This is a genomic window from Borrelia turcica IST7, assembly GCF_003606285.1.
Taxonomy (GTDB): domain Bacteria; phylum Spirochaetota; class Spirochaetia; order Borreliales; family Borreliaceae; genus Borrelia; species Borrelia turcica.
This window is the reverse complement of sequence record NZ_CP028887.1, coordinates 1-26,247: the sequence shown is the minus strand read 5'-3', so window position 1 is coordinate 26,247 and position 26,247 is coordinate 1. Positions and strand designations below refer to the sequence as shown.

General features: G+C 30.8%; 32 protein-coding genes and 3 pseudogenes. 10 read left to right on the top strand and 25 right to left on the bottom strand.

What is annotated here, in order from left to right:
- Positions 1 to 129 precede the first annotated feature (129 nt).
- Positions 130 to 390, bottom strand: coding sequence for a hypothetical protein (locus DB313_RS05555; RefSeq protein WP_120104883.1), 261 nt, complete (start codon positions 388 to 390; stop codon positions 130 to 132).
- Between the two features lie 854 nt (positions 391 to 1,244).
- Positions 1,245 to 2,033 carry a hypothetical protein gene (locus DB313_RS05540; RefSeq protein WP_120104881.1) on the bottom strand — a complete coding sequence of 263 codons (789 nt, stop codon included), beginning with the start codon at positions 2,031 to 2,033 and terminating at the stop codon, positions 1,245 to 1,247.
- A gap of 136 nt (positions 2,034 to 2,169) precedes the next feature.
- Between DB313_RS05540 and DB313_RS05535 the strand changes: the two genes are divergently transcribed.
- A complete protein-coding gene (locus DB313_RS05535) occupies positions 2,170 to 2,691 on the top strand; it encodes a hypothetical protein (RefSeq protein ID WP_120104880.1) in 522 nt (173 codons plus the stop codon).
- 564 nt (positions 2,692 to 3,255) lie between these two features.
- On the opposite strand, the gene DB313_RS05530 is transcribed toward DB313_RS05535, so the two are convergent.
- Positions 3,256 to 3,654 carry a DNA adenine methylase gene (locus DB313_RS05530; protein WP_120104879.1) on the bottom strand — a complete coding sequence of 133 codons (399 nt, stop codon included), beginning with the start codon at positions 3,652 to 3,654 and terminating at the stop codon, positions 3,256 to 3,258.
- A 586-nt stretch (positions 3,655 to 4,240) separates the two neighbouring features.
- On the opposite strand from DB313_RS05530, the gene DB313_RS05525 reads away from it, so the two are divergent.
- Both DB313_RS05525 and DB313_RS05520 read left to right on the top strand, forming a co-directional pair.
- Positions 4,241 to 4,987, top strand: coding sequence for a ParA family protein (locus DB313_RS05525; RefSeq protein ID WP_120104878.1), 747 nt, complete (start codon positions 4,241 to 4,243; stop codon positions 4,985 to 4,987).
- Positions 4,988 to 5,028: 41 nt separating this feature from the next.
- Positions 5,029 to 5,598, top strand: a complete 570-nt coding sequence (locus DB313_RS05520; RefSeq protein ID WP_120104877.1) for a chromosome replication/partitioning protein — start codon at positions 5,029 to 5,031, stop codon at positions 5,596 to 5,598.
- Between the two features lie 252 nt (positions 5,599 to 5,850).
- On the opposite strand, the gene DB313_RS05515 is transcribed toward DB313_RS05520, so the two are convergent.
- From DB313_RS05515 to DB313_RS05490, 6 genes and pseudogenes are all read right to left on the bottom strand, one after another.
- A complete protein-coding gene (locus DB313_RS05515; protein ID WP_120104876.1) occupies positions 5,851 to 6,117 on the bottom strand; it encodes a hypothetical protein in 267 nt (88 codons plus the stop codon).
- 349 nt (positions 6,118 to 6,466) lie between these two features.
- Positions 6,467 to 6,817 carry a hypothetical protein gene (locus DB313_RS05510; protein ID WP_120104875.1) on the bottom strand — a complete coding sequence of 117 codons (351 nt, stop codon included), beginning with the start codon at positions 6,815 to 6,817 and terminating at the stop codon, positions 6,467 to 6,469.
- Positions 6,818 to 6,891: 74 nt separating this feature from the next.
- Positions 6,892 to 7,904: pseudogene (locus tag DB313_RS05505) on the bottom strand (L-threonylcarbamoyladenylate synthase).
- A gap of 99 nt (positions 7,905 to 8,003) precedes the next feature.
- Positions 8,004 to 8,801: a hypothetical protein gene (locus DB313_RS05500; RefSeq protein WP_120104874.1), complete on the bottom strand. Its 798-nt coding sequence runs from the start codon at positions 8,799 to 8,801 to the stop codon at positions 8,004 to 8,006.
- A 95-nt stretch (positions 8,802 to 8,896) separates the two neighbouring features.
- Positions 8,897 to 9,907 (bottom strand): BMP family ABC transporter substrate-binding protein, encoded by a 1,011-nt coding sequence (locus DB313_RS05495; RefSeq protein ID WP_120104873.1) that lies wholly within the window; start codon positions 9,905 to 9,907, stop codon positions 8,897 to 8,899.
- Between the two features lie 44 nt (positions 9,908 to 9,951).
- Positions 9,952 to 10,977, bottom strand: a complete 1,026-nt coding sequence (locus tag DB313_RS05490) for a BMP family ABC transporter substrate-binding protein (RefSeq protein WP_238614542.1) — start codon at positions 10,975 to 10,977, stop codon at positions 9,952 to 9,954.
- 326 nt (positions 10,978 to 11,303) lie between these two features.
- On the opposite strand from DB313_RS05490, the gene DB313_RS05485 reads away from it, so the two are divergent.
- Positions 11,304 to 11,636, top strand: a complete 333-nt coding sequence (locus tag DB313_RS05485) for a DUF787 family protein (RefSeq protein WP_120104872.1) — start codon at positions 11,304 to 11,306, stop codon at positions 11,634 to 11,636.
- 56 nt (positions 11,637 to 11,692) lie between these two features.
- Here DB313_RS05485 and DB313_RS06470 read toward each other — a convergent pair whose 3' ends face one another.
- The 12 genes and pseudogenes from DB313_RS06470 to DB313_RS06615 all read right to left on the bottom strand — a co-directional run bounded on the left by DB313_RS06470 (position 11,693) and on the right by DB313_RS06615 (position 17,461).
- On the bottom strand, positions 11,693 to 11,860 hold the full coding sequence (locus DB313_RS06470; RefSeq protein WP_161555030.1) for a hypothetical protein: 168 nt from the start codon (positions 11,858 to 11,860) through the stop codon (positions 11,693 to 11,695).
- Between the two features lie 117 nt (positions 11,861 to 11,977).
- Positions 11,978 to 13,342, bottom strand: coding sequence for an anti-CBASS protein Acb1 family protein (locus DB313_RS05480; RefSeq protein ID WP_120104871.1), 1,365 nt, complete (start codon positions 13,340 to 13,342; stop codon positions 11,978 to 11,980).
- 165 nt (positions 13,343 to 13,507) lie between these two features.
- The gene (bdr, locus tag DB313_RS05475; RefSeq protein ID WP_120104870.1) at positions 13,508 to 13,939 is read right to left on the bottom strand and encodes a Bdr family repetitive protein; all 432 of its coding nucleotides are present in this window, start codon (positions 13,937 to 13,939) and stop codon (positions 13,508 to 13,510) included.
- 103 nt (positions 13,940 to 14,042) lie between these two features.
- A complete protein-coding gene (locus tag DB313_RS05470) occupies positions 14,043 to 14,627 on the bottom strand; it encodes a hypothetical protein (protein WP_120104869.1) in 585 nt (194 codons plus the stop codon).
- Between the two features lie 33 nt (positions 14,628 to 14,660).
- Positions 14,661 to 14,849, bottom strand: a complete 189-nt coding sequence (locus DB313_RS05465; RefSeq protein WP_120104868.1) for a hypothetical protein — start codon at positions 14,847 to 14,849, stop codon at positions 14,661 to 14,663.
- A gap of 52 nt (positions 14,850 to 14,901) precedes the next feature.
- Positions 14,902 to 15,306: a phage integrase family protein gene (locus DB313_RS05460; RefSeq protein ID WP_161555029.1), complete on the bottom strand. Its 405-nt coding sequence runs from the start codon at positions 15,304 to 15,306 to the stop codon at positions 14,902 to 14,904.
- A gap of 564 nt (positions 15,307 to 15,870) precedes the next feature.
- Positions 15,871 to 16,095, bottom strand: coding sequence for a DUF777 family protein (locus DB313_RS05455; RefSeq protein ID WP_238614543.1), 225 nt, complete (start codon positions 16,093 to 16,095; stop codon positions 15,871 to 15,873).
- A 38-nt stretch (positions 16,096 to 16,133) separates the two neighbouring features.
- Positions 16,134 to 16,349 carry a hypothetical protein gene (locus tag DB313_RS06385; RefSeq protein ID WP_152031118.1) on the bottom strand — a complete coding sequence of 72 codons (216 nt, stop codon included), beginning with the start codon at positions 16,347 to 16,349 and terminating at the stop codon, positions 16,134 to 16,136.
- Positions 16,286 to 16,554: pseudogene (locus DB313_RS06625) on the bottom strand (DUF693 family protein). Before DB313_RS06625 ends, DB313_RS06385 begins: the two are co-directional and overlap by 64 nt.
- A gap of 104 nt (positions 16,555 to 16,658) precedes the next feature.
- Positions 16,659 to 16,892, bottom strand: a complete 234-nt coding sequence (locus tag DB313_RS05440; protein ID WP_120104864.1) for a DUF693 family protein — start codon at positions 16,890 to 16,892, stop codon at positions 16,659 to 16,661.
- Complete coding sequence (locus DB313_RS06620; RefSeq protein WP_120104863.1) at positions 16,795 to 17,046, bottom strand: DUF693 family protein; 252 nt, start codon at positions 17,044 to 17,046, stop codon at positions 16,795 to 16,797. The genes DB313_RS05440 and DB313_RS06620 overlap by 98 nt, the downstream gene beginning before the upstream one ends.
- 64 nt (positions 17,047 to 17,110) lie before the next feature.
- A pseudogene (locus DB313_RS06615) lies at positions 17,111 to 17,461 on the bottom strand (DUF792 family protein).
- 714 nt (positions 17,462 to 18,175) lie between these two features.
- On the opposite strand from DB313_RS06615, the gene DB313_RS05430 reads away from it, so the two are divergent.
- The 4 genes from DB313_RS05430 (at position 18,176) to DB313_RS06525 (ending at position 21,032) form a co-directional block, all read left to right on the top strand.
- The gene (locus DB313_RS05430; RefSeq protein ID WP_120104862.1) at positions 18,176 to 18,385 is read left to right on the top strand and encodes a hypothetical protein; all 210 of its coding nucleotides are present in this window, start codon (positions 18,176 to 18,178) and stop codon (positions 18,383 to 18,385) included.
- 214 nt (positions 18,386 to 18,599) lie between these two features.
- Positions 18,600 to 18,734: a hypothetical protein gene (locus DB313_RS06575; RefSeq protein ID WP_274542545.1), complete on the top strand. Its 135-nt coding sequence runs from the start codon at positions 18,600 to 18,602 to the stop codon at positions 18,732 to 18,734.
- 97 nt (positions 18,735 to 18,831) lie between these two features.
- Positions 18,832 to 20,400, top strand: coding sequence for a plasmid maintenance protein (locus DB313_RS05425; protein WP_120104861.1), 1,569 nt, complete (start codon positions 18,832 to 18,834; stop codon positions 20,398 to 20,400).
- Entirely contained in the window at positions 20,397 to 21,032 is a 636-nt protein-coding gene (locus DB313_RS06525) for a hypothetical protein (RefSeq protein ID WP_193927155.1), read from the top strand. Before DB313_RS05425 ends, DB313_RS06525 begins: the two co-directional genes overlap by 4 nt.
- A gap of 784 nt (positions 21,033 to 21,816) precedes the next feature.
- Here the strand turns inward: DB313_RS06525 and DB313_RS05415 are convergent.
- A complete protein-coding gene (locus DB313_RS05415) occupies positions 21,817 to 22,071 on the bottom strand; it encodes a hypothetical protein (RefSeq protein WP_120104860.1) in 255 nt (84 codons plus the stop codon).
- 756 nt (positions 22,072 to 22,827) lie between these two features.
- Positions 22,828 to 23,076, bottom strand: coding sequence for a hypothetical protein (locus tag DB313_RS05410; protein ID WP_120104859.1), 249 nt, complete (start codon positions 23,074 to 23,076; stop codon positions 22,828 to 22,830).
- 99 nt (positions 23,077 to 23,175) lie between these two features.
- Here DB313_RS05410 and DB313_RS05405 point away from each other — a divergent pair, with 99 nt between their 5' ends.
- Positions 23,176 to 23,538 (top strand): hypothetical protein, encoded by a 363-nt coding sequence (locus DB313_RS05405; protein WP_120104858.1) that lies wholly within the window; start codon positions 23,176 to 23,178, stop codon positions 23,536 to 23,538.
- Positions 23,539 to 23,642: 104 nt separating this feature from the next.
- Here DB313_RS05405 and DB313_RS05400 read toward each other — a convergent pair whose 3' ends face one another.
- Complete coding sequence (locus DB313_RS05400; RefSeq protein WP_120104857.1) at positions 23,643 to 23,990, bottom strand: hypothetical protein; 348 nt, start codon at positions 23,988 to 23,990, stop codon at positions 23,643 to 23,645.
- A 160-nt stretch (positions 23,991 to 24,150) separates the two neighbouring features.
- Between DB313_RS05400 and DB313_RS05395 the strand changes: the two genes are divergently transcribed.
- Positions 24,151 to 24,924, top strand: coding sequence for a BB0158 famile outer surface lipoprotein (locus DB313_RS05395; protein ID WP_120104856.1), 774 nt, complete (start codon positions 24,151 to 24,153; stop codon positions 24,922 to 24,924).
- Between the two features lie 360 nt (positions 24,925 to 25,284).
- On the opposite strand, the gene DB313_RS05390 is transcribed toward DB313_RS05395, so the two are convergent.
- Positions 25,285 to 25,932, bottom strand: a complete 648-nt coding sequence (locus DB313_RS05390; RefSeq protein ID WP_152031117.1) for a hypothetical protein — start codon at positions 25,930 to 25,932, stop codon at positions 25,285 to 25,287.
- Between the last annotated feature and the right edge of the window lie 315 nt (positions 25,933 to 26,247).

Below are 26,247 nucleotides of genomic sequence, written 5' to 3'. Positions count from 1 at the left end.
TCACGTCCTCACTCAATTATATCAAATTACACTCATTATTAACTTATTCTAAAAACTTCTCCATATTACTACTACACCTATTTATCTGAGATATATAGCTACCATTCATATACCCAACAATACTTCCACTTACAGCACCAGAGATAGCATTAACGGTGTAGCAGCAGAACCAGTAATACTATCATTATAAGATTCCGTAATCTTGATATCCTTTATTAAATTCACGATCTCTTTTAAAATAGCCTTAATACTAGCATTATCATTCCTAATTGCAACCTTACCACTATCCTTATTTACAACAATATTATCATTAATCGAAATCTTATCCTTATCAAACTTACCAATACCACCCAATATAATTTGATGCTCTAACTTCTTGTCTACAAACACAACTAAAACATTACTCTAATATAGTATGCAAACTCAAAATATCTCCCTCTACTTAATTACTTATATTATAACAAATTAATCAATAAGATTCAACCCTTTTACTACTCTCTACTTTACAAATACGTACTAAACTGGAAGCTAGAAAGGTTGACCTTAAGAGACATTCAGCATGTAAGGCCTTACTTGCTTACAAAATTATAGCCACTGGAAAGGGTTCTATTTCTGCAGATACAATATTTACAACTAATGGTGATAGGCAGTACAGAATAACAGAAAATATCACTTTTAATAAAGACTCAGACATTGCTGCTACATTAGAGGCTTTAAATGAGCGTGCTAATTATAACCTTGAATCGGGTATTTGATCCTTTAAACACTAGAAACTTTCCTACCTTCCCTTTAAATCACATTATGGATAATTATATAGGACTTATCTCCTTAATCAATAGCATTAACCCTAATATATGCAAAAACTACTCTATTAGCCTATTTTATTATTTTAACCTTTTAAAAAATCAAAATCCTATCTGGATAGAATCTATTTCTAACATCGGTTTAACTTCTTCACGACATAAGAGTACCTATCTAATTAAAAAACAATTCCTTGATGATGTTATTGCTTTTATCAATCAAAGATTTTTGCCAAAATGGCTTAACAGAATTAAAAATAATACAAATAAAATGAAAAAAATTTACAAACAATCATCTTTCTTTTAATGTTCTACTTATAAGTATTGTCCTATATTATAAAAAATGTCTTATAGAGTATAAGCTAAATGATGATGTTTATTCAGATTATACTCTATAAGTTTGTTATTAGTATAAGAACTTGTTCTTCATTCTGTCCTCTTTTTTTAGTATGGTTTAGATGCTTTATAAACATAATAAAGTTTACCAATAGATGGTGAGAACTCTTCTCCTTCCTTACCAAACATCTCAGATATACTTTGTGCATTAATAAGACTTCCTTGAGAAATAATAGTCATAATACCATATAAGATTGCATGTGTAGCTGCATCTCCTCTCTTTTCTACAAATACTTTTGATGCAGTTGCAAAGCTTTCAGTAGCCTCAGTAAGCTCTGGTGAAGACAGTGTTGACACTAAATACGCAAAAGCATCAACATAACTTGTAACAGCTATTTTCATAGTATTATAGTAAGATTCAGCAATATTTCTTGCTATAGAAGCGTTGTGAGGACGTCTTTGGTTCTCTTCTCCTATAAGAGGAAGTTCTCCTTTAAGATCTTCTTTAAACTTATCAATTGAGTTAATTAAAGTTTGAGGGGTATAATTATCTATTCCTGTCTGTAGCATCTCTACTAGCTTACTATATTCCTCTATAAGATTACCTACCTTTAGTCTACTAACATGCTCTTCCCTTACATCAGACCACAAACATGAATTGCCATTGCAGTTAGAATAGGTCTTAATTGCATTATAATCCCCAATATAGTCGTTATATATATCTACTAGTACACTCTCATAATCTTTAGTAACATCAATGAATTGTTCAAGCTTAGCAATTTCCTCTTTACTTATTTTAGTAACATACCCTATGTCATATTCACTAGGCTCATTTTGACATCCAAGCATCAAGATAAAACATAATAACAAGGATACAAGGATCCTTATTATATTCATTTTTTTCTCTTTCATCTATTAAAATATAGGGCAGTACCGCTTTGTTATCAATAAATTAGATATTATCTTATTATGTACAATTTAATTTTATTATTTTTGTTATTAATGGTATACATTTATTAAGGAGGGTTGACACATGAATTTTCTATTAAATTTATTTATTTACTTATTCCTTATTAGTTGTAGCGTTATAGGAGATACACCTGAGGATATCTTATCTTCTGATGAGGTCTTATCTTCTGATGAGGTTAAGACACTTGATGACTTTCAAAATCAATTACTTTCATCATCAATGAATATCTCTCGTCAAGATAGAGAGGATACAAGGAAAACCAAGTTGGATGGATTTATTCAATGGTTAAAGCAGTCTCCAAGTAAGGGAAGAGAACTTATTGTTGTTATTAAGGATTTACAAGAAGCGATTAAAGAAAAAAATAATGGGTCGGATTTGGACTTAGCTAATTTAACTCCTACAACTCCTCCAACTCCAAATGGTGGTCAAAGTTTAAAGGATATGGTAGCTCAGCTTTTTTCTATGGCATGTAGTGCGTTTGATAATGAGAAAACCCCCAATGAAGAGATTTTAAATAGAATAAAAGATGATCTTAATGATCGGACAGTTCTAAACATGCCGCCATTGGCACCAATTCAATCATAGTTTGATGATTATCAGTAACATCATAAAAAGTAAGTATGATTCATAAAAAGTAAGTATGATAGGTAATTAACTTAAACATTTTGATAAAGTATGCTTTATCAAAATGTTTAAGTTAATTTAATAAATGAATTCGATTTAAAACATATTTAACTATAATAAATTACGATATTTTTTAACTATTTCTCCTCTCTCTTCCTTCAAATCAACCACATAAGAAGTAGCTACTATTTCACACTTTGTACGCCCAAATGTTGCTGCAGCTCCCATTGATTTTCCCACATAATAGATATTTAGATTATGTTTTTATGTTTTTCAAATAGTTTTAATATTCCTCATCATCATATTCACTTATTGCATATTGCCACCTATATTTTTTAACCTCTAAAATAAGTTGTTCTAACTTTTCTATGCTCCATCCCTTATTATCACTCAACCGTCCCTTTGACACGCTATATGGAGGATCTAAGTAAATTAAACTTTCTTATTCATCCTCATATTTGTTGTTATTGATTTGATAAACTTAAAGATATCTTTTCTAAAAAACATGCTTTGACTCAACTTCCTTTAAAACTCTTCCTTATAACTTTCAAGTCTTTGTAAAAAATTTTTCCTTGAATTTATTTTATTAGTTACTATTGTTTTTGTACATGCTCCAAAAAGTGAATATAATGCTCTTATTATATGATATTCAATCTTATCTTGATTCTCATCAACGATATCCTCATATATTATCGCCTTCTCCACTCTCCTGTATAACTCTTCAGGTTTCTTTTTTAGAAAATAAAACATTTTATAAATGAATTCTGAAGTATCATTAATAATGTTATATTTTGCTAATTCCTTATTAAAAAAGATTGATCCTGTACCCAAAAACCCTTCAATATAGCAATCATGTTTGGGAAAAAGTTTTATTATCTCTTTCCTATATTTATATTTACTTCCTTCTCTACTAATTAATTTCAATTGACTCTCCCTTTTTAATCATGATATCTGCATTACTTCACTTACTATCAATATTTTCACTTCTTAAACCACATCTTATAACCATTTAAATTTATCCCCTATTCTCTTTAAATCTCCTCATATACTCTCTTCTTGACACTCTACTCACTAAGTTTTAGATTCTATATCTTTCACGATCATCTAAATTATTGCCAAAAATTATTATCTAAAAAGATAAGAATTTTTAACAAAATCTTATGTAATCTTATGTAATCTTATGGTTAACTTTTTACCAACAATAATATGTATATCATATTTAAGTTTTTGACAAGTTATTTAAAATATTTTTTTACAAATATTAAATCTACTATGTGTAACCCAATACTACGATTTCTACTTTTTGTGTTTTACTTACTACTTATTATTAAAAATATTTTTATCAAATTTGTGTCTTTTTTATTTTATTATAATCAAATATTTTTGTACAAAATAAAATGTTTTATTATAATAAAATAAAAAAATACTATAATTACATTATCTAATATGATTATTTAAGACAAATATACACATTTGTGACAAAAACTATCATATGGAGGCTTAATAACTAATGGAAATCAAAAAACATAAAGTAATTTCTATTGCCAATATCAAGGGTGGCGTTGGTAAGAGCACCAGTTCACTAATATTTGCAACCCTTTTAGCAAAAAAATATAAAGTACTCTTAATTGACATGGATACACAAGCATCAACTACTAGTTACTTTTATCAAAAACTGCAAGAAAAAAATATAAATATAAAAGATACAAACATATATCAAGTATTAAGTGAAAAAATAGACATTAATGAATCAATTGTAAACCTTGACACAAATTTAGATTTTATACCAAGTTATATTGATTTACACAAATTTAACACAGAGTCTATCCCTTTAAAAGAGTTTAGATTAAAAGAGTCTTTATTTCTCTTAGAAGATGAATATGAATATATTATAATCGATACTAACCCAAGCTTGGATTATACATTATCTGCTACTTTAATTAGTACTCATTATATAATAGTGCCCATGGTAGCTGAAAAATGGGCAGCTGAAAGCTTAGAACTTTTATATTTTTGGATCAAACAACTAAAAATAAACAATGTTCCTGTCTTCTTGCTTATAACAAGATTTAAGAATCATAATACACATAAACAATTACTAGAATATTTTCAATCACAAAAAAGATTTTTAGGATTTATACATGAAAGAGAAGATTTAAATAAAAGAATTGCAAAAAATGATATATTTGATTTAACTAAAGATTACATAAAAGAATATGGAAGTATACTAACTAAATTTTTAAATCAAATATTTTAGTGCGTTTAACGCACTAAAATGAAAAAGTCAAAGGAGCAAAAATGAAAGACATTGTTCTAAATAATAGAATAATCAATAAAGACGATAGTCCACATCTTTTAAATCTGGAGCATGAAAAGACAGCTCACTCTCACTATCTTGAATTAAAAAAAAGATTGAAACAAAATCTTAAAAAAGAAATTTATTATAAATTAGATAACATACTAATCTTAAAAGAAATTAAAGATAACGAATATTATAAAATAGATGGATACAAAAACTTTGAAAGCTTCATCAAAGATTATAGACTTGCAAAAAGTCAAGTATATCTTTATTTAAGATTAGCAGATGCTGTGAAAGAGGGTTTTATTGAAGAGAAGTATATTATTGAACATGGCATTAATAAATCAATAGAAATGGTAAAAAACAAAAAACAAGGTATAGAAGAGTCAAAACAAAACCCACTAAAACCATTAAGGTTTCAACTTAAAAATGAAGAGAGTTATAACTTTTACAAGAAACATGCTAAATTTGCAGCATATCTCCTAGACAGCATATTTTCAAACAAACAAGAATTACTACAAGAATTTTTAAATGAATTTGAAAATTTAAAGAGCAAAAAGGGTAAATAAATTCTTTAAAAGAGTAGAGATTATAGTTATTATTTTAAGGCAACCTTTAATAGGTTAAGGAATTAAAGGTTGTTTGTAAGCTTTAAATTAAGCTAAGCTGACTCTGTATTGTCACGCAAAGTATTATAACACAAAATCAGCTTAGCTTAAAAAATAGAGTTTATCTTATAACCTGTCCATCAAACGATGGACAAGAAACTAAATGAATATTATTAAAATTAATAATTTTAGCATAATTAAGGATAATGCATTTTAAATAATGTTCAAAATATTTACTAAGCTAACTGTTTTGTCTTGTAAAAAACAAATCCTACTCCTCAAGAGTATGTTTGGGGAATAAATGCTTAAATCATTAACAAAAGCACCACTAACCTGTACTTCCTCACCATCAAACAAATCTCCTATATACTCATCATATAAATCAATATCAGTAAATATATCAACATCATAAACAAAATCAAATAGGGAAGTATCTAGTCTAGAAAAGCTAGCATCTTGATTTATAGGTTTATTTTTCAAAGAACAGCTCCTTTATTCATAATCTACTAGCAATATAATCCAACAAATAAGTCAATCCAATAACCCAGTTAAAATAACATATTATCTAGGAAAGTATCTATATCAAACCCGTTCTCTACAATAAAACTATCATCATCCTCAATATCAATAATCTGTTGTCTTTTAAGATTTTCATAGTTATTTAGTAAATATTTTATACATCCATTAAGATAAAAGACAACATTAAAATCACTATTATCGGGATAAAAAGGTCTAAGAGCGCGTGACCTTGTATTTAAAGGCTTGCTAAACTCATTCTCTTAATGATAAAAGTCTTAAGTACTCTTTTACCCATAATAAAACCTCTATATTAATATCTGTCCCTTCTTATAGCGCCTCTTGGTTTTACTTGACTCTTGCTCCCCTCCTGTTGTTTAATCTGAGCTAGCTTTGCTGCCCTTTCTGACCTCTTTTTCATTAACGACTCATCAATCTCACGCTCTCGCATCTTCTCTTCATTCTGTTTTTTAACATAATCATCAAATGCTTCCTCCATCTTAACAATTCTATTATCTCTTTTGTATTCCTTATCCAATTTAGGTAGTATTGAGCCTGCTTTACCAAAAATTAGGTTAAAAAGCTTAATCATTAAAACACCTGTTACAACAACACAAAGGGTAATAATAATTGCCACAAATATTAATCCAAATATTCTATGCATATAAATCCTCTCACTAGTGTAGGTAGTATTATATCAAAATTTTTGGTTTACTAGACTTGTGCCTTTTAAAGGCTTTATTTAGTAACAATGAATTTACCCTGACTAGCCTTAATAAGCCTGTTATTAATTACATAACCAAGTCCATTTGCAGCAGTAGTAAATTCAGCTAGTATTTGCTTATATCTCTTTCTACAGTCTAGGAACTCCTCATAAAGGTTTGCTGCATATTCTTCAAGAGTCTCATAAATAGCAATGTTTCTTCTATCTCAAAACCTGTTAAACCAATATGAATTTAGGGTATCTCTTGTAATAAGTATTCGTGTTCCCCTGTCTGCTACACATCTTCTAATATTATCCTGTCTCCTAAAAAGATAAACAGGTATGCCAAGATTATAAGGCTCTATTAAGTAAGTAGAAGTAGTATCTGCATCCTCAACAACATAATCTACCCTATACCCTCTCCCTAGAGCATCTTGCATAGCCTCCCTTGTAGCTGCCCCTGCACGCAGTATTAACACATTTCCAATAAAGTCAAAGCCTACAACAGTAGCCTCAATACCAATTCTTTTACTCTCTCCATGCTTAATTATTCCCTTAACTAGTCCATTAAGTTGTTTTGCTGCACTAGATAAATTCGTAGCACTAGGACGTCTTGCCAAGTTAGCTGATGAGGCTAGGATTAGAATTCCACTCATACTAATGAGTCTTAAGGCCACAGGATCCTTTGGTATTCTTACTGCAACGCTATCAAGCCACCAGATGCAAGTCTTGATATTCTACCCCCACTTGCAGCCTTTAACACAAATGTTATAGAGCCTTCTAGACTAGGCTCTTCTAATAAGCGTTGGGCACTTCTGGGGATATACTCTACCAACTCCTTAATTTGCTCTATTGAGGCCACATGCACTATGAATGGATGTGTTATTGAACGCTTTTTGACTGCATAAAGCATACGAATAGCATTATTATTGTAAGCATTAACTCCAACACCATATACTGTCTCTGTAGGAAAAACAACTAGCTGTCCTTCTCTTATAAACCTCGCTGCCAACTCAATCTCATCATATGCTATTATCTCTGTCTTCACTAACACTACTCCTATTCTCTTCTGCTCATAATTAGTCTTAAATCTTAATAGACTCCTAACCCCACTTCTAAATCACAAGATTTATTTAAAGAGAATACACTACTTTGCAACAGGTCTTTTTTTATTAAGTTTTATTGTAGTATTGAGTATATCTTCAATTTGACCAGCACCCATTGCTAGGTATGCTGCTGCATTAGTCAGCAAGACAAGTGCTACTTCTGTCTCTGAAATATTTGCCTCAATTGCATCTCTATTTGTTAATCTGTTGTAGATAAACATAAAAATAGAGGCAATAACAGAGACAAAATTATATATAAATGCTTCAATATCAAACCTATTCATATCATCAATAAAGTTTTCCTTAATAAGAAAATCTACGCCTAGTGTTGTATTTACAAATTCATTTATCTTCTCTTTAATGTATGCACTCCTAGCAGCAGAATCAATATCTAAATTATTTATAGTGTCTAATATGTCACACACAAACAATATGATACTTAATGCTAAGCTTAGCTTAAGCCGCACTTCCCCTACTGCAGGACTGCCATACCCTATATTAACTAGCATCCAAAAAGCCTTATATATCTTCTCTATTGCTATTCTTAAGGATTCAATAAAAATTGGAACTCGTATTCGTCTTATGTGTATTCTATACTGGATAATGCCTAGAGATTCAAGATCAGAAACACCACCCTTATGTCTCCCATATATCTCTTCTCGTCTAATAAGGCGCTTTTCATGAATAGCAAGGTCTAGGACTGCCGCTGCCTTATCTTCAGCTAACATACTTATTCTCTCAATATTGTTAACGCTATTATAATAGAAATCAATAGAACAAATTAATGTTACAATAGGCAACACTAAACTTATAAATGCAAGTATGTTTAAGTAAAGCATACAAACACCCCCTCCCAAAGCCAGAACCTAATCCACTAGGATTAAAAACTCACTAAATTACTTTAATCCCCCTAACCATTTACTAGCCTTAAGCTTTACAAAAACGATATTGCAAAATTAACATAACTCTCCTCATGAGCAGGTACTTTAATATCACCACCTATTATTTTCTCTTTAATAATATTAAGTTCATACTCAAGAGCAGAGGGAATCATTTTAGGGTTTCTAATATGGCCAACAAAACCCTCACGAAGCCCATAACTTGTAACACCACCACCCTTAAACTCACCTGTCCTTAGGTAAGCAGAAGTAAATGACATAACAGCACGCCTTATGTCTTTAACAGCAGATGTGATTATGTTGTTAGGTGCAAGATATGATTGGTCCTGGTCAACTCCAATAACATAATAACCATCACCTAATTCCTTTGCTGCCTCAATAACACCAACCCCTGAGAGCCCCGCTGCTGCAAATATAATATCTGCTCCACCAGAATACATGTTCCTTGCCATAGTAGCACCAATAGCAACATCAGAAAAACTCCCTGCATATTCACTTACAACCTTAATATCACGCTTTGCATAAAGTGCTCCGGCCTCATACCCAAACCTAAATGAATCTACTATATCTCCCTTAATGCCACCCACAAATCCAATCTTACCTGTCTTAGTCTTACGGGCTGCAATATAGCCTACTAAGAAGGCACACTCTTCTGTCCTAAATGTTATTGCTGCTAGGTTAGGGGGCATTAATACATCCTTGTCATAAATAGCATCAATTACTGCATAATTGACATCTTCGTTTGACAGAGCAACTGGCATAGCAAGTTCACTCATCTGGAATCCCATAAGCCAAATCAAACTTGACCCATTATCTTTCAAACTCTCAACATCAGCTTGGTAATAGGCAGCAGTAGATTCCTTACTTACAACCTCTATCTTAAAGTTTGTCTCTACTCCTCGTAGCCCCGATAAAGCACTCTCATTAAACCCCCTATCATCAAAATGACCCTCTGTTATAATTGAAACCTTACCAATCCCTCTCTCACTAGAACCAGTACAGGACGCGTAAAGCATACATATAATCAAAATTAATAGTCTAATCATTACTATTCCTCTTAATTTAAAGATTTCCTTAAATCCTCTATCCTTTATTCTTTAACTTCATCCCTTAACTCAATAAACTTAGAAAAACTCTTATAATCTTTTGGAACCACAATCTTACCATTTATGATTTTTTGTGAAATCTCCTCAATCTCTGCTTCCATCTCATCAGGAATCATCTTAGGGTTTCGAATATGTCCAACAAATCCTTCACGAAGCCCATAGCTATTAGTCCTACCACCACCATCAAAATGCTTTGTAGTTAAATAATTAGCAGTAAAGCTTAAAACAGCTCGCCTTACATCTTTAACAGCAGATGTTATTATGCTATTAGGAGCAAGTTGTGACTGGTCCTGGTCAACTCCAATAACATAATGCCCATCGCCAAGTTTTTCTGCCACATCAATAACACCAAGCCCTGTGAGCCCCGCTGCTGTAAATATAACATCAGCTCCATTACTATACATTTTCTCAGCAGCAATCTTTCCCAAACCCTTATCATTAAAATCACCAACATAATCAACTTCAACATAAATATCACTCTTTGCATAAAGTGCTCCGGCCTCATACCCAAACCTAAATGTATTTATTACAGGGACATCCATGCCACCAATAAAACCAATCCTGTCTATCCTACTCTTCCGTGCTGCAATATAACCCACTAAGAAGGCTGACTCTTCTGTTCTAAATGTCATTGATGTTAAGTTACTAGGTAGCAATATACTACTATCATATACAGCATCAATTACTGCATACTTAATAGCCGTGTTTTCACTAGCAACAGTTTCAGCAACATCAGCAAATGGCTGGCCAACTAGCCACATTAAATCCACTCCCATGCCATTAAGCTCTTCAATATCACCCAAGAAAGAATCTAGGCTAGATTCCCTACTTATAATCTCTACTCCATAGTCTTCTCTTATCTCATTAAGTGCATCTAGGGCACTCTCATTGAATCCCTTATCAGCAAAACTACCGTCTGCAATAATTCCAATCTTAACTTGCCTACTCTGCTCTTTAACAGCAGTACATGCAAAGATAAGCATAGAAAATAAAAATAAAATTCTTGTCACTTTTATATCCTCTCCTTACTAGTTCAAAGTTTATTTATTCTTATATTCTATATCTAATTAAAGCAAAATTAAAGAGACAGACTTTATCTGAAGTTAAAGCCCGCCTCTAAGATGTATCAAGTAAGCATAATAAATTATGATGAATGTTCTAAATGACAGTATGTCTTTAAACCCTTTATTAGTCAAATATTTTATACATTATACGTATATAAATAAACTCTACTTTGCCTTACTGCTTTGTTATTTGAGTTAAACTACAACTTAATAGCGCTACTCTTAGATAGAATTACTAATGAGTATCTCATTTCGACTTTTCGTTATTTTTTATTTTCAATAAATTTGATTTTAAACTTAACTTATCAAGTATTTCAAGTGATACAAGCAAGCAACAAACAGCTAAGAATGAGTGGGATTTGTTAACTAAAGCAGTTAAGAACTATTGTGATAAAGATGGGTTTAACTCACTTGATATCCTACTCTTTAAAGACATTAAGGAAGTTAAAGCTTGCCTTAAAGCGAATCTACACCCATTTGTTTGTGTAACAAATCCTTGTGATGATAAGATCATATCATACATTACTTCTCTCGTAATTTCAAATAATTTTATTGTCTTTTCAAAGACAATCCGTGACTTACCAAGTACATTAAAGAGTTGTTAATACATTTAAAAGTCCGAATTCGGACTTTTACTAAAATACACTCTCCAGCATCGTTTTTATCTTTTTATAGTACATTTAGTTGTCTGGAAATGCCCCGATGTTATGTCTGTATTAACTACCTGGTTAAGTGTAAACCATTTATAAAACTCTGGTTCATCAATAAAACCCTCTTCTAGTACTTCTGCAACTCTTCTCGCATAGTAATTATCATCTAAATATGACATTTAAATATTCTCCTTGTTTTTATTTTTAGATTTAGTTTACTTTTGGTGCAACAAATCCATTAAAATCAATTTCTACACCATAAATACCCTTCTTATCACTAAATTCAAATGAATCCTTTACTGCAGTACATGAGTATAAGTATGACGATTGTTTACAGCCTTTTCTAATATCCCCTTATCTGAAAAGGTAAGCTTATCACCTGCTTTAATGCTTCCACTAGCACAAACAAAATGCCCTTGACACACTGTTCTAACCACATGTGCTACCTTTAAGTACTCATCAACATTAATGAAAACACCATAAAGTAATGTCCCTTGTGCTATACGCTCTTCTGTGTTTAATACCTCAATATCATTAAACTTCATATCAAGATTGTAGTGTGTGTTAAGCTTGTTATTAACAGCAATCTCTACCGCCTCTTGTACCCCCTTTAAATAATCATAGTAATTAGTCCTATCACCCTTCCCGTCACTACCTAACCCCTTAACTTGTTCATTAAAGCTACGGGTTAATGGTTCCTTAGTATCCGCACCAATTTTTGCTTTAACTAGTTCAAATGCATCCTTTAAAAATGCAAGGTCATACTTTACTATCTCTAAGCTAGCATTCTCATTTGATGTGTAGAATATCCCTTCATTGTGTAACTTATTCTTGAGTCTACCCAACTCTCTCTCTAAAGCCTCACTTGTATGTTCTAATGAGTGAATCCTGTTATTTATAAGCCTATTATTGCTAGCTGAAGTTAAAAAGTTTAAAAAGTGGTTTTCCTTATTACCTTGTCTAAGCTTAGTTGCCTCTACTCGTATCTCTTCTATTGTATTCATAAGGTCAACTAGCGTTTCATCCTTATAGTGAAGGAAATTAAAGTTGCCTATTCGCTTGCTTATTTGTCTGTAAATATCTTCAAAAAGCTCAAATCCTGTGATTAGTCCTTGTGAGTAGACGGGAACAAATTTATCCAAAATTATATCGTAATTCTCATACATAATGAGTCTGCTCTTATGTATCTGAATATTGCTATCCCTGCTTCTCCTATCACCACTCTCTTCGTAGACATTCCTAACATATTCAATGTAAGGTTTGTCTAGTTTGGGATTATTATCTACTATTTTTCTAGGCTCAAGGAATACAAATCCCGTAGGTGTGTCCTTATTAACACCCCTCTTAAGGTCGTCGTCAATTCCATTAGTTTGGATTAAAATGTATCCAAACCCGTAAAACCTATGACTTATCATAGCCTGACGCAACGCCTCTTTAAGCCTAACCTTTAAATTCTTAAGTAAAAGTATCCTTGCCTTACTGTCTACCTGCCCCCCTTCGTCTAAGAAGTTAAGTGCAATCCCATTCTTTAGTGCATCCTCTGGTGTGCTTTCAATATAATTTCTAAAAAATATAGAGTATTCATAAAGTCTGCTTGCATTCTGTCGTGCACGCTCTATGCTTCCTTGCCCTTCTCTGTTGTAACTAGCTTTTTCATCCATATTTTAATTTTAACAAAAAATATTTTTTTCAACAAAAAGTGTACTTCTTTTGCATCCAAATGATAATTAATCTGTATTTTCTCTTAAATAAAGAGGAAAATTTAGCGGGGTTTTGACTTTATCTGTGGTTTTGGTCTTAAATTGTTAATTTTGTGTATGTTTGGTTTATTTTAAAAAAAGAGCTATAAATCCACCTAAGGTAGTAAGCCAAATTGTAAATGTTAATCCAAATATCCATTTATTATTTTTTTCTAAACTGTCTATCTTAACACTAAGTTCATTCTTAACATTCTTAATATCATCCTTAAGTTCATTTTTAACATTGTCTATCTTAGTGTCAAGGCTCTTAATATCATCCTTAAGTTCACTTATTCTATTTTCAACGCCCATTATTCTATCTTCTAATGCTTTTAGTCTAACATTGAAGTTTTTTTCTAAGTTTTCAAGGTCTCGCTGAGTAAGCTCATTATAAAAATACTTATTTGCAAATTGTATAGCTATTGGTTTGTCCATACCCATTCTTATAAGCTCTTCATATACTTGTTGTTCTGTTATGTGATATCTTGTGTAGTCTGCTTGTTCTTGTGTTACTTGCATTTGACTCTACCTCTTAAAGATTTAAGTATATTATACATCATTTATCTTCTTATTAATAGAGAAGATAGAGAGTATCACCCTCTATCTTTATTGTTTTTGTTGGTTACCTTTTTGGTACAAAAATCTTTATCCCGTCCAAATGATTATTATTATCACTAAGTGTATTTTTAAGGTCTTCTAAAGCCTTTTCATTAGTTTCATATATATCACCAAAAGTATTGTATGCCATATCAAAAACCTGTTTTACCTGTTCCTTTAGATTTTGACTATCATTACTTTTGCGTTTTACATTTTCTAAGTTTTCTAATGTGCCATTGCTCTTAGATTTAATGAGGTCTTGTAAATCCTTACCAACCTTAGCAAGTTCTCTACCCTTATCTGGATTCTCATTTAGCCATTTAAAGAAGCCGTTAAGTTTACTTATGTATTGACCTTTCTTCTCATCTACAACACCCTTACTATTAATTGAAGCTAACAACTGAGTTTTTAAGTAATCTAATACCCCTTTATCATCTGTAGACAATGGATTGCTGACCACAACTTGTTGCTTTACTTCTGAAGAAGATTTATTATCTTGTGTCTTCTCTTTAACCTCTTCTTTATTATCTTTGCTATCTTCTGTATTAGAATCAAGAGGAACACAACCAATAAAAAGCAAACAAATAAATAAATTAATTAAAAATTTCATATGTAACCCTTCCTTAAAAATAAAGGTATAGCATTAATCGTAGAAATGTTTTATCTCGTAATCTTTTTTGGTTCTAAGACGCCTTTTTCTTGTCTCTTGACTCGTGTTGTGTTCACTACTACTTAGAAGAGAAGGTTGTGCTTTGCTTTTTTTGTTTTGGTATTGTGTGTCTTGATTTAAAATATTATTAAATTTATCTGTTTGTTCTTTATTGGTGTGCATATTAATATTCTCCTTTTTATGTTAATTGTACAATTTTTGTGTTTAAAATTAATTATTTAGCAAAAGAAGGTTTCTCATTAATCATAAATTCGTAATCCTTTTTCTTATCAATTAATGGCTTACCGTATCTATCAACCATACTAATATTGGAAAAATGAAACTCTTCCTTAATGTCGTATGAGGGAACATTACTATTTTTCATTAAAAAAATACGATAATGCCTAAATATATGAGAACACTTACCAATATGTTTTTTTCTAGTAACCTTTTGTATGATTTGTCTTAAGAAAAAACTCATATTATTTGTTGATAAGCTTTTATATTTAGTTTTTTGGAAAAGATATGTTCGCTTTAAGTAATTATAATTATGAAGAGAGATTCTGTTCTTAATATTAGCTTGTGCATATTCCCTATGAGCGTCTTGTATCTTATCGAAATCTAGTAGCGATACAAGCACAGGTCTTATTTTGATAAATACTGAAAAGTTTTTGCTTTTGTTCCTCTATTGAGTCAACTAGTGTAAAATCGCCACTGAAAATACAATCAAATTGATTATCAATTTTTATGTCCATATAATAATTTTAACAAATTTATAAATTTTTGTTAAAAAAGTGACTGATTTAATTATTTCAAATATGAACTTAGCCTAGTTTTTTTTGTTGTAATTGTGGTGTTGTAATAAGGACTTACTACTGCCTCGGGTTGTGTCTCCTCCTGTTACCTTTAAACTTGCCATTGTGTCATAGATATCATTAATGATGTTTCTAATGTGTTTCCATTGATATTAATTTCAAACTAGTGTGGATAATTTGATTACAATCTTATTTCCATCTATTGCTATATTTGTGCTTTTAAGTTTAAAGTCTGTACTGTCGATATTTAGTTTATTATTTTCTATTTCAAATTCTTTTATTTTAAGTTTGAATTTTTCATTTTCTACTTTATATTCCTTGCTTTTAATGCCAAAATCTTAGATATCTATTATTGATTTTTCGACTTTAACGGCATTTAGAATATAGAATTACCCTTTATCAAAATTATTGTCGTCATATTCGTTGAAAATATTATAATTACTCTGTAATAATATCACTCCTCGTCCTTCCCTAAGGTCAAGTCTAATGTTAGAGATACTGAAAGTTTTAATCTCAAGCCCTGCAAATTCTGGGCTTAAGACATTTCCTTCTTGGCTCTCATATTCAAATTTCTTAATTATTCCTATTCTGCATATAAAAATAGTTTGATTAATATAATTTTTTGCCTCTTCTAATATAAGAGATTTTCCGGTTAGCTTATTTCTAGTTCTTGATTGTGAATTCTCTTATTACTTGTAATTCCTTTATTGACTGGTTTTTTGATTGGTGGGGATTTAATGGGTGGCTTTTTAGTTACTACCCTTAGCTTATTTTTATTCCCTTGTTTAGTTTCTGAGTTTTGGGTTACTTGAGTTTCTTGAGAAGGTCCCCTGGTCTTATCGTCATAGATTTTATATTCATTGTGCAATCCCCTACATTGCTCAAATTTGAACTTAACTGTTCTATGTGCCCTGTTACTTTTTTATTTACTTTGCCTTTAAAGCTTACATAATCTCCTACCTTTAGTTTATTGGGAAAGAAAAGCCTTGCTCATGTTGTAGAATAAACATTAATCCGTAATCTTCTAATGATTTATATTTTCTTTCCTCTTTGTTTTTGTGATTGCTGAGCATGAAATTGACATCAACTTCACTCTCAAGTGTTCCTATGTCTGTGTATACGTGTTATACATATTTTGTTTTTAATTTTTATATTAATTCCTTGGATGATTTACAATTCATGTCTCTTGTATTTCTTTATTTTTGTCTATGTTTTCCATGTTAAGGATTGCCTTATTGCCAAATACTTCCTTGATAGCTTCTGATACTGTTTTTCCTTGGAGATTAAGATATATTATCTCTTCTTTATTGTCTTTATTTTTTTGTAAATTCTCTATTGTAAAAGTTACTTTTAGAAACAAGATATAGGGTGTAATCAGCAGTAAATCCCCATTTTTGTTGCCTGTCTCCATTGGTACTCATAGATAACCTGACATAATAAATATAAATCTGTAATCCATACCCCTTCGTATCAAATTGTTTACAGTAGATTTTTATAATATCACCCACCTTGATGACGGCAGGATTGTCTTCATTTAAGTTGAAGAGAAACTCTACATTAAATATTCACAATTTTGCTTGCTTGCTCAATATGACATTAAAATTAGAATAAAGATTCGTGATTGAAGTTTCATAAAAAACAAAGGTAGGGCTGTAAAATGTAAAGTAAGTAACTTGTTAGAATTAAAGGTTCTATGATAGCTTTGTGGTAAATGCTTGACAAGATACCGCCGTTAAGATTAATTATTATAGGTTTTGAGATTATGTTGTAAGAAAAGTATTCACTTTTTCTGTTATCAAAATCAATAATTGTTTTTTATATGCTGTTGTTTGTTAGAGAAATATTAATCATTTCATTTTTAGCTTATATGAAAAAAAATTTGAGGAATAAGTCACATTCCTTTAAATCCATTCTTAAAAATAGAACCATATAGTTTGACATGCTAATAAGTCTAAATGCCTGATTACAGATTTTTTTAATAGTTGTGTTATTTCTTCTGTTGTCATTTTTTTATTTCCTTATCATTATGTTTCTGTGTTCTCATCTTTTTTCTCCTTTGTTTGTTGGTGAAGATGAAGGTAAAAGATTAATAACGGCTGATTTTAAAAAGAAAAATCTACTATCTTAGGCTATATGCTATCTCCTTTCTCTAAAAAACTTTATTTCTTATATTCCAATATAAAAGTCCTTAAGAACATATATTATAAGTCCTGATGCACAAGAAATAGTTTCACCGTATCCTTTTCAAATAACACCAAGTGCACTTTGAACCACTCAATACATACCTCCAAAAGTCTTCTTATGACAAATAAACAACCTCACTTCTGCTAGAACAATAGGAAGAACAAAGATAAAACCTCCTCCCCTTTTTTCTTTGAGAAACTATTAATTCCATTAAACATAGTTACAAAATTAAGATTAATATAAGAATTATAACAAATATAATAAAAAGAATGAAAAAATTGAAAATATTAAATTATAGAAGTAGTAGAAATACTACAAAGAGATTACAGTGTTAAAACCACGTTCAGCATCTAAATACAAAAGCAAATAGTTTAAATGCTTATTCCATGTATGAAGGAAAACGCTATATTCCAGAAGATGTGATTTCTTTTTTATCTACAAAATTACATAGCAAATTTGAAAGAGTAAAGATTATTCCATTTATTAATGCCTTAACAGAGGAGACAAAAGATGTCTAGAAAAGCAGAAAAAATGGAAGAGTCTAGGAAAAGAAAAGATACCTTAAAGGATGAAATTAAAAGAATAGGAGAAGAGTCTATCGATTTCTTTTCTGTTATGAAAAAGGAGATAGATGAACTTAAGAGAAGTCACATACCAGCAGATGAGGGTAATAAGACTAATGAGAATGACAAAGAAAAAAAAGTTAAAAAAACTAAATAATATCCTTATGAAAATAATATAGGAAAAATATCTAATATAAACTAGAAGACTCCAAGATTTAAACAGACAAAATAAAACACTCTATAGAATATTTAGACTTGCTGGTTATCATTAGTAACAAGTCTTTTTCTTTCTATTAAAATCTAATTATATTCTTTATTGAATAATATTTAATTAATGACAAAATCACACAATTAATGTAGTATGATAAACCATGAAAATATATAACATAAATATAGAAAAAACCCAAGAAATGACAAAAGGACTCATAAGACTTAGTAGCAAGACTATATATAAAAAAAGACAGTCTAATCTAGCATCTAGTCAGACTGGAACTTTTTGTATATAATAAATAAAAAAAGTCTTAATTAGTTTACAGCTATTAAGACTGGCAAAATCAGGACACAACCAAAATTTAACCGTCCTGATTAATATAGGATGTTTTCATGATATCAAAAAAAGATGGAAAATACAATAAAAAGACCTACCAAAACCCACAAAAAGTAGAAAAAATACGAATACTCAATGAACTAGTTAGAGAAAATGAGAATAAAAGCAGGAAAAGTTGCAGCGAAATTACAATGTATCAAGTTAAATCAATGATAGGAAAGAAGCTTTTACGCATTTCAAGGATGCGTAAAATATACTGGTCAATAAATGCAAAGAATAGGGAATATAAATCTGATAATATGCAATATTCTGCAAAAGATATTCTTGCCATGTCTAATGACTTACTTAAAAGAGACAACGAAAAGCCTGTATGCAGCAGAACAATACAAAGAGACATTAAGCTTATGAATAAGATAGAACTGCTTAAGACAGAAACTGTAAGATTTGGTGTTGGTAGGGGAAGTCTATCCTTTTATATTCAAAACATGGAGCTAGCAGACAAATACAGAGATATCATACATGATGAAGTCATAAAACTACTTAAAGAAGAGCTAGCAGACAAAATAATTATTGGAGACCTTGACAAGCGTATAGCAAATGTAGAGTTTGATAAAGAGAAGACAAGAGCGATACTAAAGGAAGTAGAAGAGAATAAAGAGAAGAGAAAGCGTGATGAAGCAGAGATAATTAAGTGTAAAGATATAAAGTCGGATGAGAAGGACCCGCATCTTTTTAAACCTAAAAATAACTATAAATATAAAAAGAATTCTAGAGAAATGCTTACTAAAGAAAGACAGAAAGAAAAGACGGGACAAAAGAATGGAGTAGAGGAGAGGTTAGCTAGCCAGTACAGCATAGAAAATTCATACATGATGAAATTAAGGGAGAATAGCAATAACAAGGATACATATGAGAATGCATTGTGTAATCTTGAAACTGCTCTTTGTGAATACACAAGAGATTACAAAATAGAGCATATTACAGATCACTTTATGGAACAATTCTTAAGCAGGTATAAGGGAAAAGTGTGGATGATGATGAGAAGAGTCGATGGAATTATTAGTGATTATGAGGTTATTTGGGAAGGAAGGTTTAAAGACAAGTATCCTCACAAATATAAAGAAAATGTTATGCCTATTAAGAGCAGCAGACAGGTAAGTAAGCAAAGAAAGACGATAAAAGACAAAGAAGAGGGCAGAGACACAAATGTGCGTGAGCAAAAAAGAGAGCTTAGGGATAATATATTTAGCATATTACTAGCACAGCTTACAATAACGAGAAAGACAAGCAGAAGCACAATTGCACCAATAATTAAGAAATTTATTGATAAACTTGGAGACAGGCTAAGCTATAAAGGTATTATCAACAATTTCTACTACTACTCCTTACTAGACATACTTGATAGAAAGCAGAATATTGGAGACAGTGAACCTGACATGAAGATTGACACTAAAATAGCAACTAAGAGTGAGAGTAATGAAGGCAGAGTAGGTCTTGCAATCAACTTAACTACTAGTGAAGGATTTAAGACTACTAAGGGACTTGCGATAGAAAATTTATGTCGGTATGAAAACAATTATTTAGAAAATAACACAAATAGGGAATATACGGAGGTAGCAAGATGAGATTTCCACTTAAATATTTAGCACGAAGAGCAACTGTAAGACGAGACATATTTTGGAATACATATATGAGTGATGAGATACAAAATAAAAGAGGAGATGCTAATATTACTAACTTTCCGGTGCTTAAACCACAAGATATGAATTATGACTACATTTATGAGTATGTGCGTGAATGGGCTTCTAAGAAGTATAAGGAAGCAGGAGACATTATAATACGCAAGGTTGATGATAGGGAATATATATGTGAGACAAAGATTTGTTTTAGATTTAATAAAATTCTAGAAACTCTTTACAAAGATTTCAAACAAGTATTCTTATCAAGGTTAGTTAAAAGGGATGCGCCAAAGCCACAAGCAAAAGTACCCCCACAACCACAAGAAGTAGGGGAGCCAGTTGTTGGGAGTATACAAGATCAGCCTAGACAAGAACAGGTAAGAGTAGCAGCAGGGTCACCTGCCCCACAACCTAATTCTTTAGGCAGTGATGCTAGCCTAGTAGGCAGCACACCTAAGGGGAAGGGGAAGAAGGTAGTGCCGCCTGAGGGTGAGGCTGCATCTAGGGATGCTACACCCCCAGAGCCAAAGATTCCTAATAAGAAGAATAAACAAGAGGCTAATAGAAGGGAGTCTTAAATTTAATTTGCCGGTTTATTTAATACTACTTGTTTTGTATTTAAATTGAATTATTCTGTAGTATAAATAAAATTCTTTTAAATTTTTAAATTAAGAACACACCCAAGGGTGTGTTTGTTCTTTTTAAGAGCACTTTTTAACTCAATAAGTGCATTAGAGCAAACAAAAAGCCTAAACTTTGTATAGCCAAAGCCTAGGTTTTTTGTTTGTTTTAAACTAGTAAGGTATAAAAGTAATTACTTTTATATTTATAGGGGATAATCCTTTATTCCCACAATCGAGATAAAGAATATAAGATGAAATAATTATGAATTAATAATAAATATAGTGTATTTTAAAGAAAATCACAGGATTTGTTTAAAATATTCTCTTTTTGTGCAAAGAGAGTGTGAGCATTTGGATAGATTTGGTTTAATATTAAAGGAAGTAACTAGAAATAATAGTTTTTTTTGGGTTTTTAATTCAAAAAAAAACCTCCATGGTTTAGTTACATTAGTATTTGTCATGATAATAGGCTTGTTGTTACTAGTTATTAAGTAACAGTGAGCTTATTATTATGTTTTTAAAAATAATTATTATATAATTTAATTCTCTTATTAATGCTCTTATTAAAGAGTGTGATATATATTTTTTCAAAAAAGATAGACAGACCCTAAAGGCCTGTCTACTTTTTTTTATGTGAAGTTGTGCATTAGAGTAATAAACTCTCTTTTATTTAATGTAACATATCTATTTTATATTAACTTTTAAAGTTATAGTAAACAAATTCTACAAGAATAATATTCTATTTTAATCCTGATTCCTTATACTCTTCATACAAATTCCTAGCGTAATTTACCTTTGCTGCTGAGAAAAACTCATCTAGTAGCTTATCATGCCTATAAAGAGGCAATGTATAGAGATAGCAAAACGTAAAATAAAGGATCCCAAACAATAAGAATCCTATGAATGACTTAAAGACACCTGCTGGGTCAATTCTATCTAGGTAAGCCATAAAACGACCATTAGCTTTAATAACACCATAAATTAATCTAATCATACTTACCTACTCACTAAAGATAAATAAAGGTTTTCTTTTTGTATGATACTCATATGTCCCCTCCTTACATATAAAACAAAGATGAAGCATATTACATTAAATTAAGAGTTATACTCTTAATTTAAATATTATATCAATATTAGTTTTTCTTAAAAACAGGAACAGGGTGGGTGTTTTAAATTTTAGTGTAATAATAAAGAGCGTAGGTTTATATATTGTTTTAAATAGTATTTTGATGTAATTTAGGGTATATAAAATACCCTAAATTAAAAATTCAACTTATATTAGGAGGTTAACAAGCGAGTAAAACCTAGGCGGCGTATGTCACTAAGAGTAACCTCTTAAAATTAATTATATACACTTTAAATCATAATAATTAAAATTTAGTGAAAAAGTTTAACTAAAATCAAGATAGTTTCTACATTTAGAGATATTTTTATTGTAAGTATCTTAATTGTAGAGGATTAAGGTTATGGGAGAAGGAAAGAAGGATTGAGGTTGTTAAAGGTGAAGATGATGTTGACAATATCAGTAGGAGTAGAGGGTGTGCCTTTCCTACTCTTATTGATTTAGAAATTACTTAAGCGTTTTAGGTTCATGTCGGTGAACCTTTTTTGTTGTCTATTGAGTTTTTATGCAAGTAATACTTCAAAAGATAAGTCTTTTAAACTTGTGTTTTAAAGAAAAAGCCTAAGGACATAACCCTAGGCTTTTGATTAGAATATTTTTGACTATTACATGCCGTATCTTCTTTTTCTAATTCGTTAAGTATAATAGAAATACTAACTCTGCTATTATCTTAATACGAGCTAATGTCTTATTTATTAACACAACACCATCAATGGCTTTAGTGACTGCGTCTTTTTGAAGACCATCTACAGTAATCTTAGAGAGATTCCCACCAAGGTAACCCCTGACAATATCACACAACAGCTCTAAATTGTTCTTAAGTTTATTTATGTTTTCATACTGAAAATCAAACTGTACGTCTTCTTTGTAACCCAATTTCTTTTGTGATTCTATTAGCTTACTAAGTTTTGTTGAGCCAACAATAATATCTTTAATATACCTCTTTTTAGGGTCATGTTTTAACAGGAGATTCTTATGCAGTATAACAAATTTGTTTTAACTAACTTATTTTTATCACTTTTTCTTAGCTGTACGCTAAATTTAGGTGATGATGAAAAGAAGATAAAAGCTCAATATGAAGAGCAAGAAAGACAGTTACAACAAGAACTTTATATGACTAAAGAAGAAGCTCTACAACATGCGGAGCTACGTAGGACACAAAAACCAATCCGATTACATAAATTCCTACTCGTTACTGGAGATTTAAGAGATAATGCTAAGCGAGCTCAGGATGAGGCTTATGGTATTATTGGTAAGTTGGAAGACCTTGAAAAAGGTATTACTAACAAAGATAATGGTAGTATTAAGAACGATTTAGAAAAGTATATATTAAACTAGAAGGATGTGTCTCCCTTAAGTTTCTATTGTGTTAATTATTATAGTGCAGAAGTTAAGAATAACACTTTACTTTAAGTAGTCTAGAAGAGAAGAGACTACTTAAATCACTTCTTAGAAGAGTTATCACTACTACTAAAAAAGCCACTAAGACCACTAAGTATGGATGTGACTGGAGCGAAGACAGCAGATGCCAAACCCTTAACAGCTCCACCCAAACTAGTAGCTTTAGGCACTTCTGTCTGACTTGATGTATCACTAGAATCAGCTACCTCAACAACCTCTTCAACCCCTTCTTCCTCGTCATCATCCTCATCGTCCTCGTCAGCCTCAGCTAATTCAATCTCCTCCTCCTCCATCTCATCAGCAAAATCTGCCACGTCTTGAGAACAGGAAGCAAATAGTGCTAGGCTAGTTGCAAGGGCAAGCAAAAATAAAAGGGAAAATTTTTTCATAAAAACTCCTAAAAGGTAAATTTAAGTTAAAAGTAAAGATACTGCATTTCTGTAGGAATAACTATGTTAATACTTTCTCTATAGAGCAAGCAAGATATATATAGAAAAAGAGAGAATTTGGGATATATATATTATTAATTTACCTTTTAGGAGTAATTTTATGAGAAGACCAACCTTATTAATACTAATAATAATTATGGGATGTAATTTAGGGAAGGAAGATGTTGATTCTGTAGAAGAAGAGGATGTTGTAGTAGCTGCTGTTAAGACAAGTAGTAAAGTCTCTAGGGAAGAGGGAGTTAGTTTTGAAGTTGTTGAGGGGAAGACAGAGAGATGTTTAGATGCAACTCATTGGGCTGTTTCTTTATTTAGCAAATGCAGAACATGTTATATTAATTGGATTAAGACGAAGCCTGTTGAAATTAGGAGTTGGAAGGGTAAGGTAATAAAGACATTGAAGGGAAGACTTGGTTATTCGATTTCAGTAACGCCAGTTAAGTATAACAATGAAAGTAGTAAGTATGTTATGCCCTTAATAATGTTTGAAAGCATAGATAGTGGTAATAGCGTTGAGGTAATATCATTTGTGTTAACAGACTACCCAAAACTTAACTTTAATAAGAGGGGAGGAACATTTGAAATCCCTCGAGTAGAGAAATCAGCAGAAAGGGAAGGTAATAATGTGTATCCTTTTGGAATACTGAATGCGCTGTCTCCAAATGGAGGGGAAGAGATTATAGGAGTAATAGCAGGGCAGCATAAGGGAGGTAGTTGGGAAAGTTTGAAAGCAAAAATAACAGTTAAGATTGGTGGAATTGTTAAGGCATATAGAATAGGACTTGATGCTAGGGTTTTTAATGAATTTATGAAGGAAGTGTTTACTAGATATCCAGAAGCATCTAGTGAGAATAGAAAGTTTAGAATACCTGTATAGGTGGGGCTTTGCTTTAGGCAGGAAATTTGTATGTTTTAAATTTTCTGCCTAAAGCGGGAGTCTTTTAAAGAAGCAAAAGTCATTATTCTAGAGAAAAAGAAATATAATTGTATTTATCATATGTTTATTAATCAAATGAAATCTTCATTTGATTAATAAACACCATAAATAAAAGATTCCTAAGGAGTCTTTTAAAGAAGCAAAATCATTATTTTAGAGAAAAAGAGATATAATGTAGATATAGATATAAACCTAACTAAATAGAAGTTTTATTTTATTTACTGTTATTTTTGATGATACCAAGAGAGATTCTTTAGGGGTCTCTTTATCTTTTTAAAAGAATAGAGTAAGTAGTAGTGCTTAAGATTTAAAGAGACGCAGGAATATTTTTTTTTGTGACTTGCAAGTAGACTTATAGTCAATACCCATTTGTTTAAGATTTGAGTTTATAAATGAAATAAGTTGATGTAAATTCTTATAGCGATACTTATTGTTGTTGAAAAAGTCTTCAACTAAGAAAGCAATAGACTTTTCTATATGAGAAGTAGAATTTTTAAAGAGAGCAAGAGAAGATTTATTTAATTTTAGATGAGAAAAAGAGTTTATATAGGCTAAAATTTTATTTAAATCAAGTAAAGGCTCATTAACGAGCAGGATATTATCTAATTTAGTGTTGTAGACAAAAGAATCCATACAAGGAAAAGTGTTATCTAGTAAAGTAATAGCAATTTTATCTTTAAAGATAAGATAATAAATATCTTGAATATTTTTGGAAGTAAGATTTAGATTAAATATTCTTTTAATAATTCTATTGATTTTCCGAGCATGAATAGATTCATGAGAGCGAGCTAAAAATCTAATAGCTTTAACAATAGAGGAAGAATCAGTAAGGGTATACTTTCTAAATAGTCTATTACTATCTACTTTATAGAATAAAGAATGATTATCTTTTTGAAAAGCTAAAATAGATTTATTATTAAGGTGATTTAAAGGAATACCAGTTGACATAATGATACCCAATAATTTATGATGCTTAGAAAAAGAATTTATTAAATGAGTAGAAATGAAGGAGAATTCATTGTGATTAATAAGTAAAGGAGGAGAAGAGATAGAAATAGGAATCTTTTTTCTAAAAAACTTACGAAATAGAAACATAATAAATAATTATACAACTTTGATACTTTTAAAGGAAACTATGTGCAAAATAAAAAAAGCAAAAGCAACTTTGGTACTTTTAAAGGCAACTCTGTTACTTTTAGTATGAAACTTTGATACTTTTAATGGAAACTAAGACAACAGCTATATACTATTAACAAATTACAA

What these genes read in the sequence shown, in the direction of transcription:
- DB313_RS05540 (WP_120104881.1), bottom strand. Translation starts at nt 2,033, where the DNA reads ATGAATATAATAAGGATCCTTGTATCCTTGTTATTATGTTTTATCTTG.
- DB313_RS05480 (WP_120104871.1), bottom strand. Translation starts at nt 13,342, where the DNA reads ATGGATGAAAAAGCTAGTTACAACAGAGAAGGGCAAGGAAGCATAGAG.
- DB313_RS06525 (WP_193927155.1), top strand. Translation starts at nt 20,397, where the DNA reads ATGAGATTTCCACTTAAATATTTAGCACGAAGAGCAACTGTAAGACGA.
- DB313_RS05470 (WP_120104869.1), bottom strand. Translation starts at nt 14,627, where the DNA reads ATGAAATTTTTAATTAATTTATTTATTTGTTTGCTTTTTATTGGTTGT.
- DB313_RS05465 (WP_120104868.1), bottom strand. Translation starts at nt 14,849, where the DNA reads ATGCACACCAATAAAGAACAAACAGATAAATTTAATAATATTTTAAAT.
- DB313_RS05440 (WP_120104864.1), bottom strand. Translation starts at nt 16,892, where the DNA reads ATGGAGACAGGCAACAAAAATGGGGATTTACTGCTGATTACACCCTAT.
- DB313_RS05425 (WP_120104861.1), top strand. Translation starts at nt 18,832, where the DNA reads ATGATATCAAAAAAAGATGGAAAATACAATAAAAAGACCTACCAAAAC.
- DB313_RS05415 (WP_120104860.1), bottom strand. Translation starts at nt 22,071, where the DNA reads ATGATTAGATTAATTTATGGTGTTATTAAAGCTAATGGTCGTTTTATG.
- DB313_RS05405 (WP_120104858.1), top strand. Translation starts at nt 23,176, where the DNA reads ATGCAGTATAACAAATTTGTTTTAACTAACTTATTTTTATCACTTTTT.
- bdr (WP_120104870.1), bottom strand. Translation starts at nt 13,939, where the DNA reads ATGCAAGTAACACAAGAACAAGCAGACTACACAAGATATCACATAACA.
- DB313_RS05535 (WP_120104880.1), top strand. Translation starts at nt 2,170, where the DNA reads ATGAATTTTCTATTAAATTTATTTATTTACTTATTCCTTATTAGTTGT.
- DB313_RS05395 (WP_120104856.1), top strand. Translation starts at nt 24,151, where the DNA reads ATGAGAAGACCAACCTTATTAATACTAATAATAATTATGGGATGTAAT.
- DB313_RS05495 (WP_120104873.1), bottom strand. Translation starts at nt 9,907, where the DNA reads ATGATTAGACTATTAATTTTGATTATATGTATGCTTTACGCGTCCTGT.
- DB313_RS05400 (WP_120104857.1), bottom strand. Translation starts at nt 23,990, where the DNA reads ATGAAAAAATTTTCCCTTTTATTTTTGCTTGCCCTTGCAACTAGCCTA.
- DB313_RS05520 (WP_120104877.1), top strand. Translation starts at nt 5,029, where the DNA reads ATGAAAGACATTGTTCTAAATAATAGAATAATCAATAAAGACGATAGT.
- DB313_RS06575 (WP_274542545.1), top strand. Translation starts at nt 18,600, where the DNA reads ATGAAAATATATAACATAAATATAGAAAAAACCCAAGAAATGACAAAA.
- DB313_RS05500 (WP_120104874.1), bottom strand. Translation starts at nt 8,801, where the DNA reads ATGCTTTACTTAAACATACTTGCATTTATAAGTTTAGTGTTGCCTATT.
- DB313_RS06470 (WP_161555030.1), bottom strand. Translation starts at nt 11,860, where the DNA reads ATGTCATATTTAGATGATAATTACTATGCGAGAAGAGTTGCAGAAGTA.
- DB313_RS05390 (WP_152031117.1), bottom strand. Translation starts at nt 25,932, where the DNA reads ATGTCAACTGGTATTCCTTTAAATCACCTTAATAATAAATCTATTTTA.
- DB313_RS05430 (WP_120104862.1), top strand. Translation starts at nt 18,176, where the DNA reads ATGTCTAGAAAAGCAGAAAAAATGGAAGAGTCTAGGAAAAGAAAAGAT.
- DB313_RS05525 (WP_120104878.1), top strand. Translation starts at nt 4,241, where the DNA reads ATGGAAATCAAAAAACATAAAGTAATTTCTATTGCCAATATCAAGGGT.
- DB313_RS05510 (WP_120104875.1), bottom strand. Translation starts at nt 6,817, where the DNA reads ATGCATAGAATATTTGGATTAATATTTGTGGCAATTATTATTACCCTT.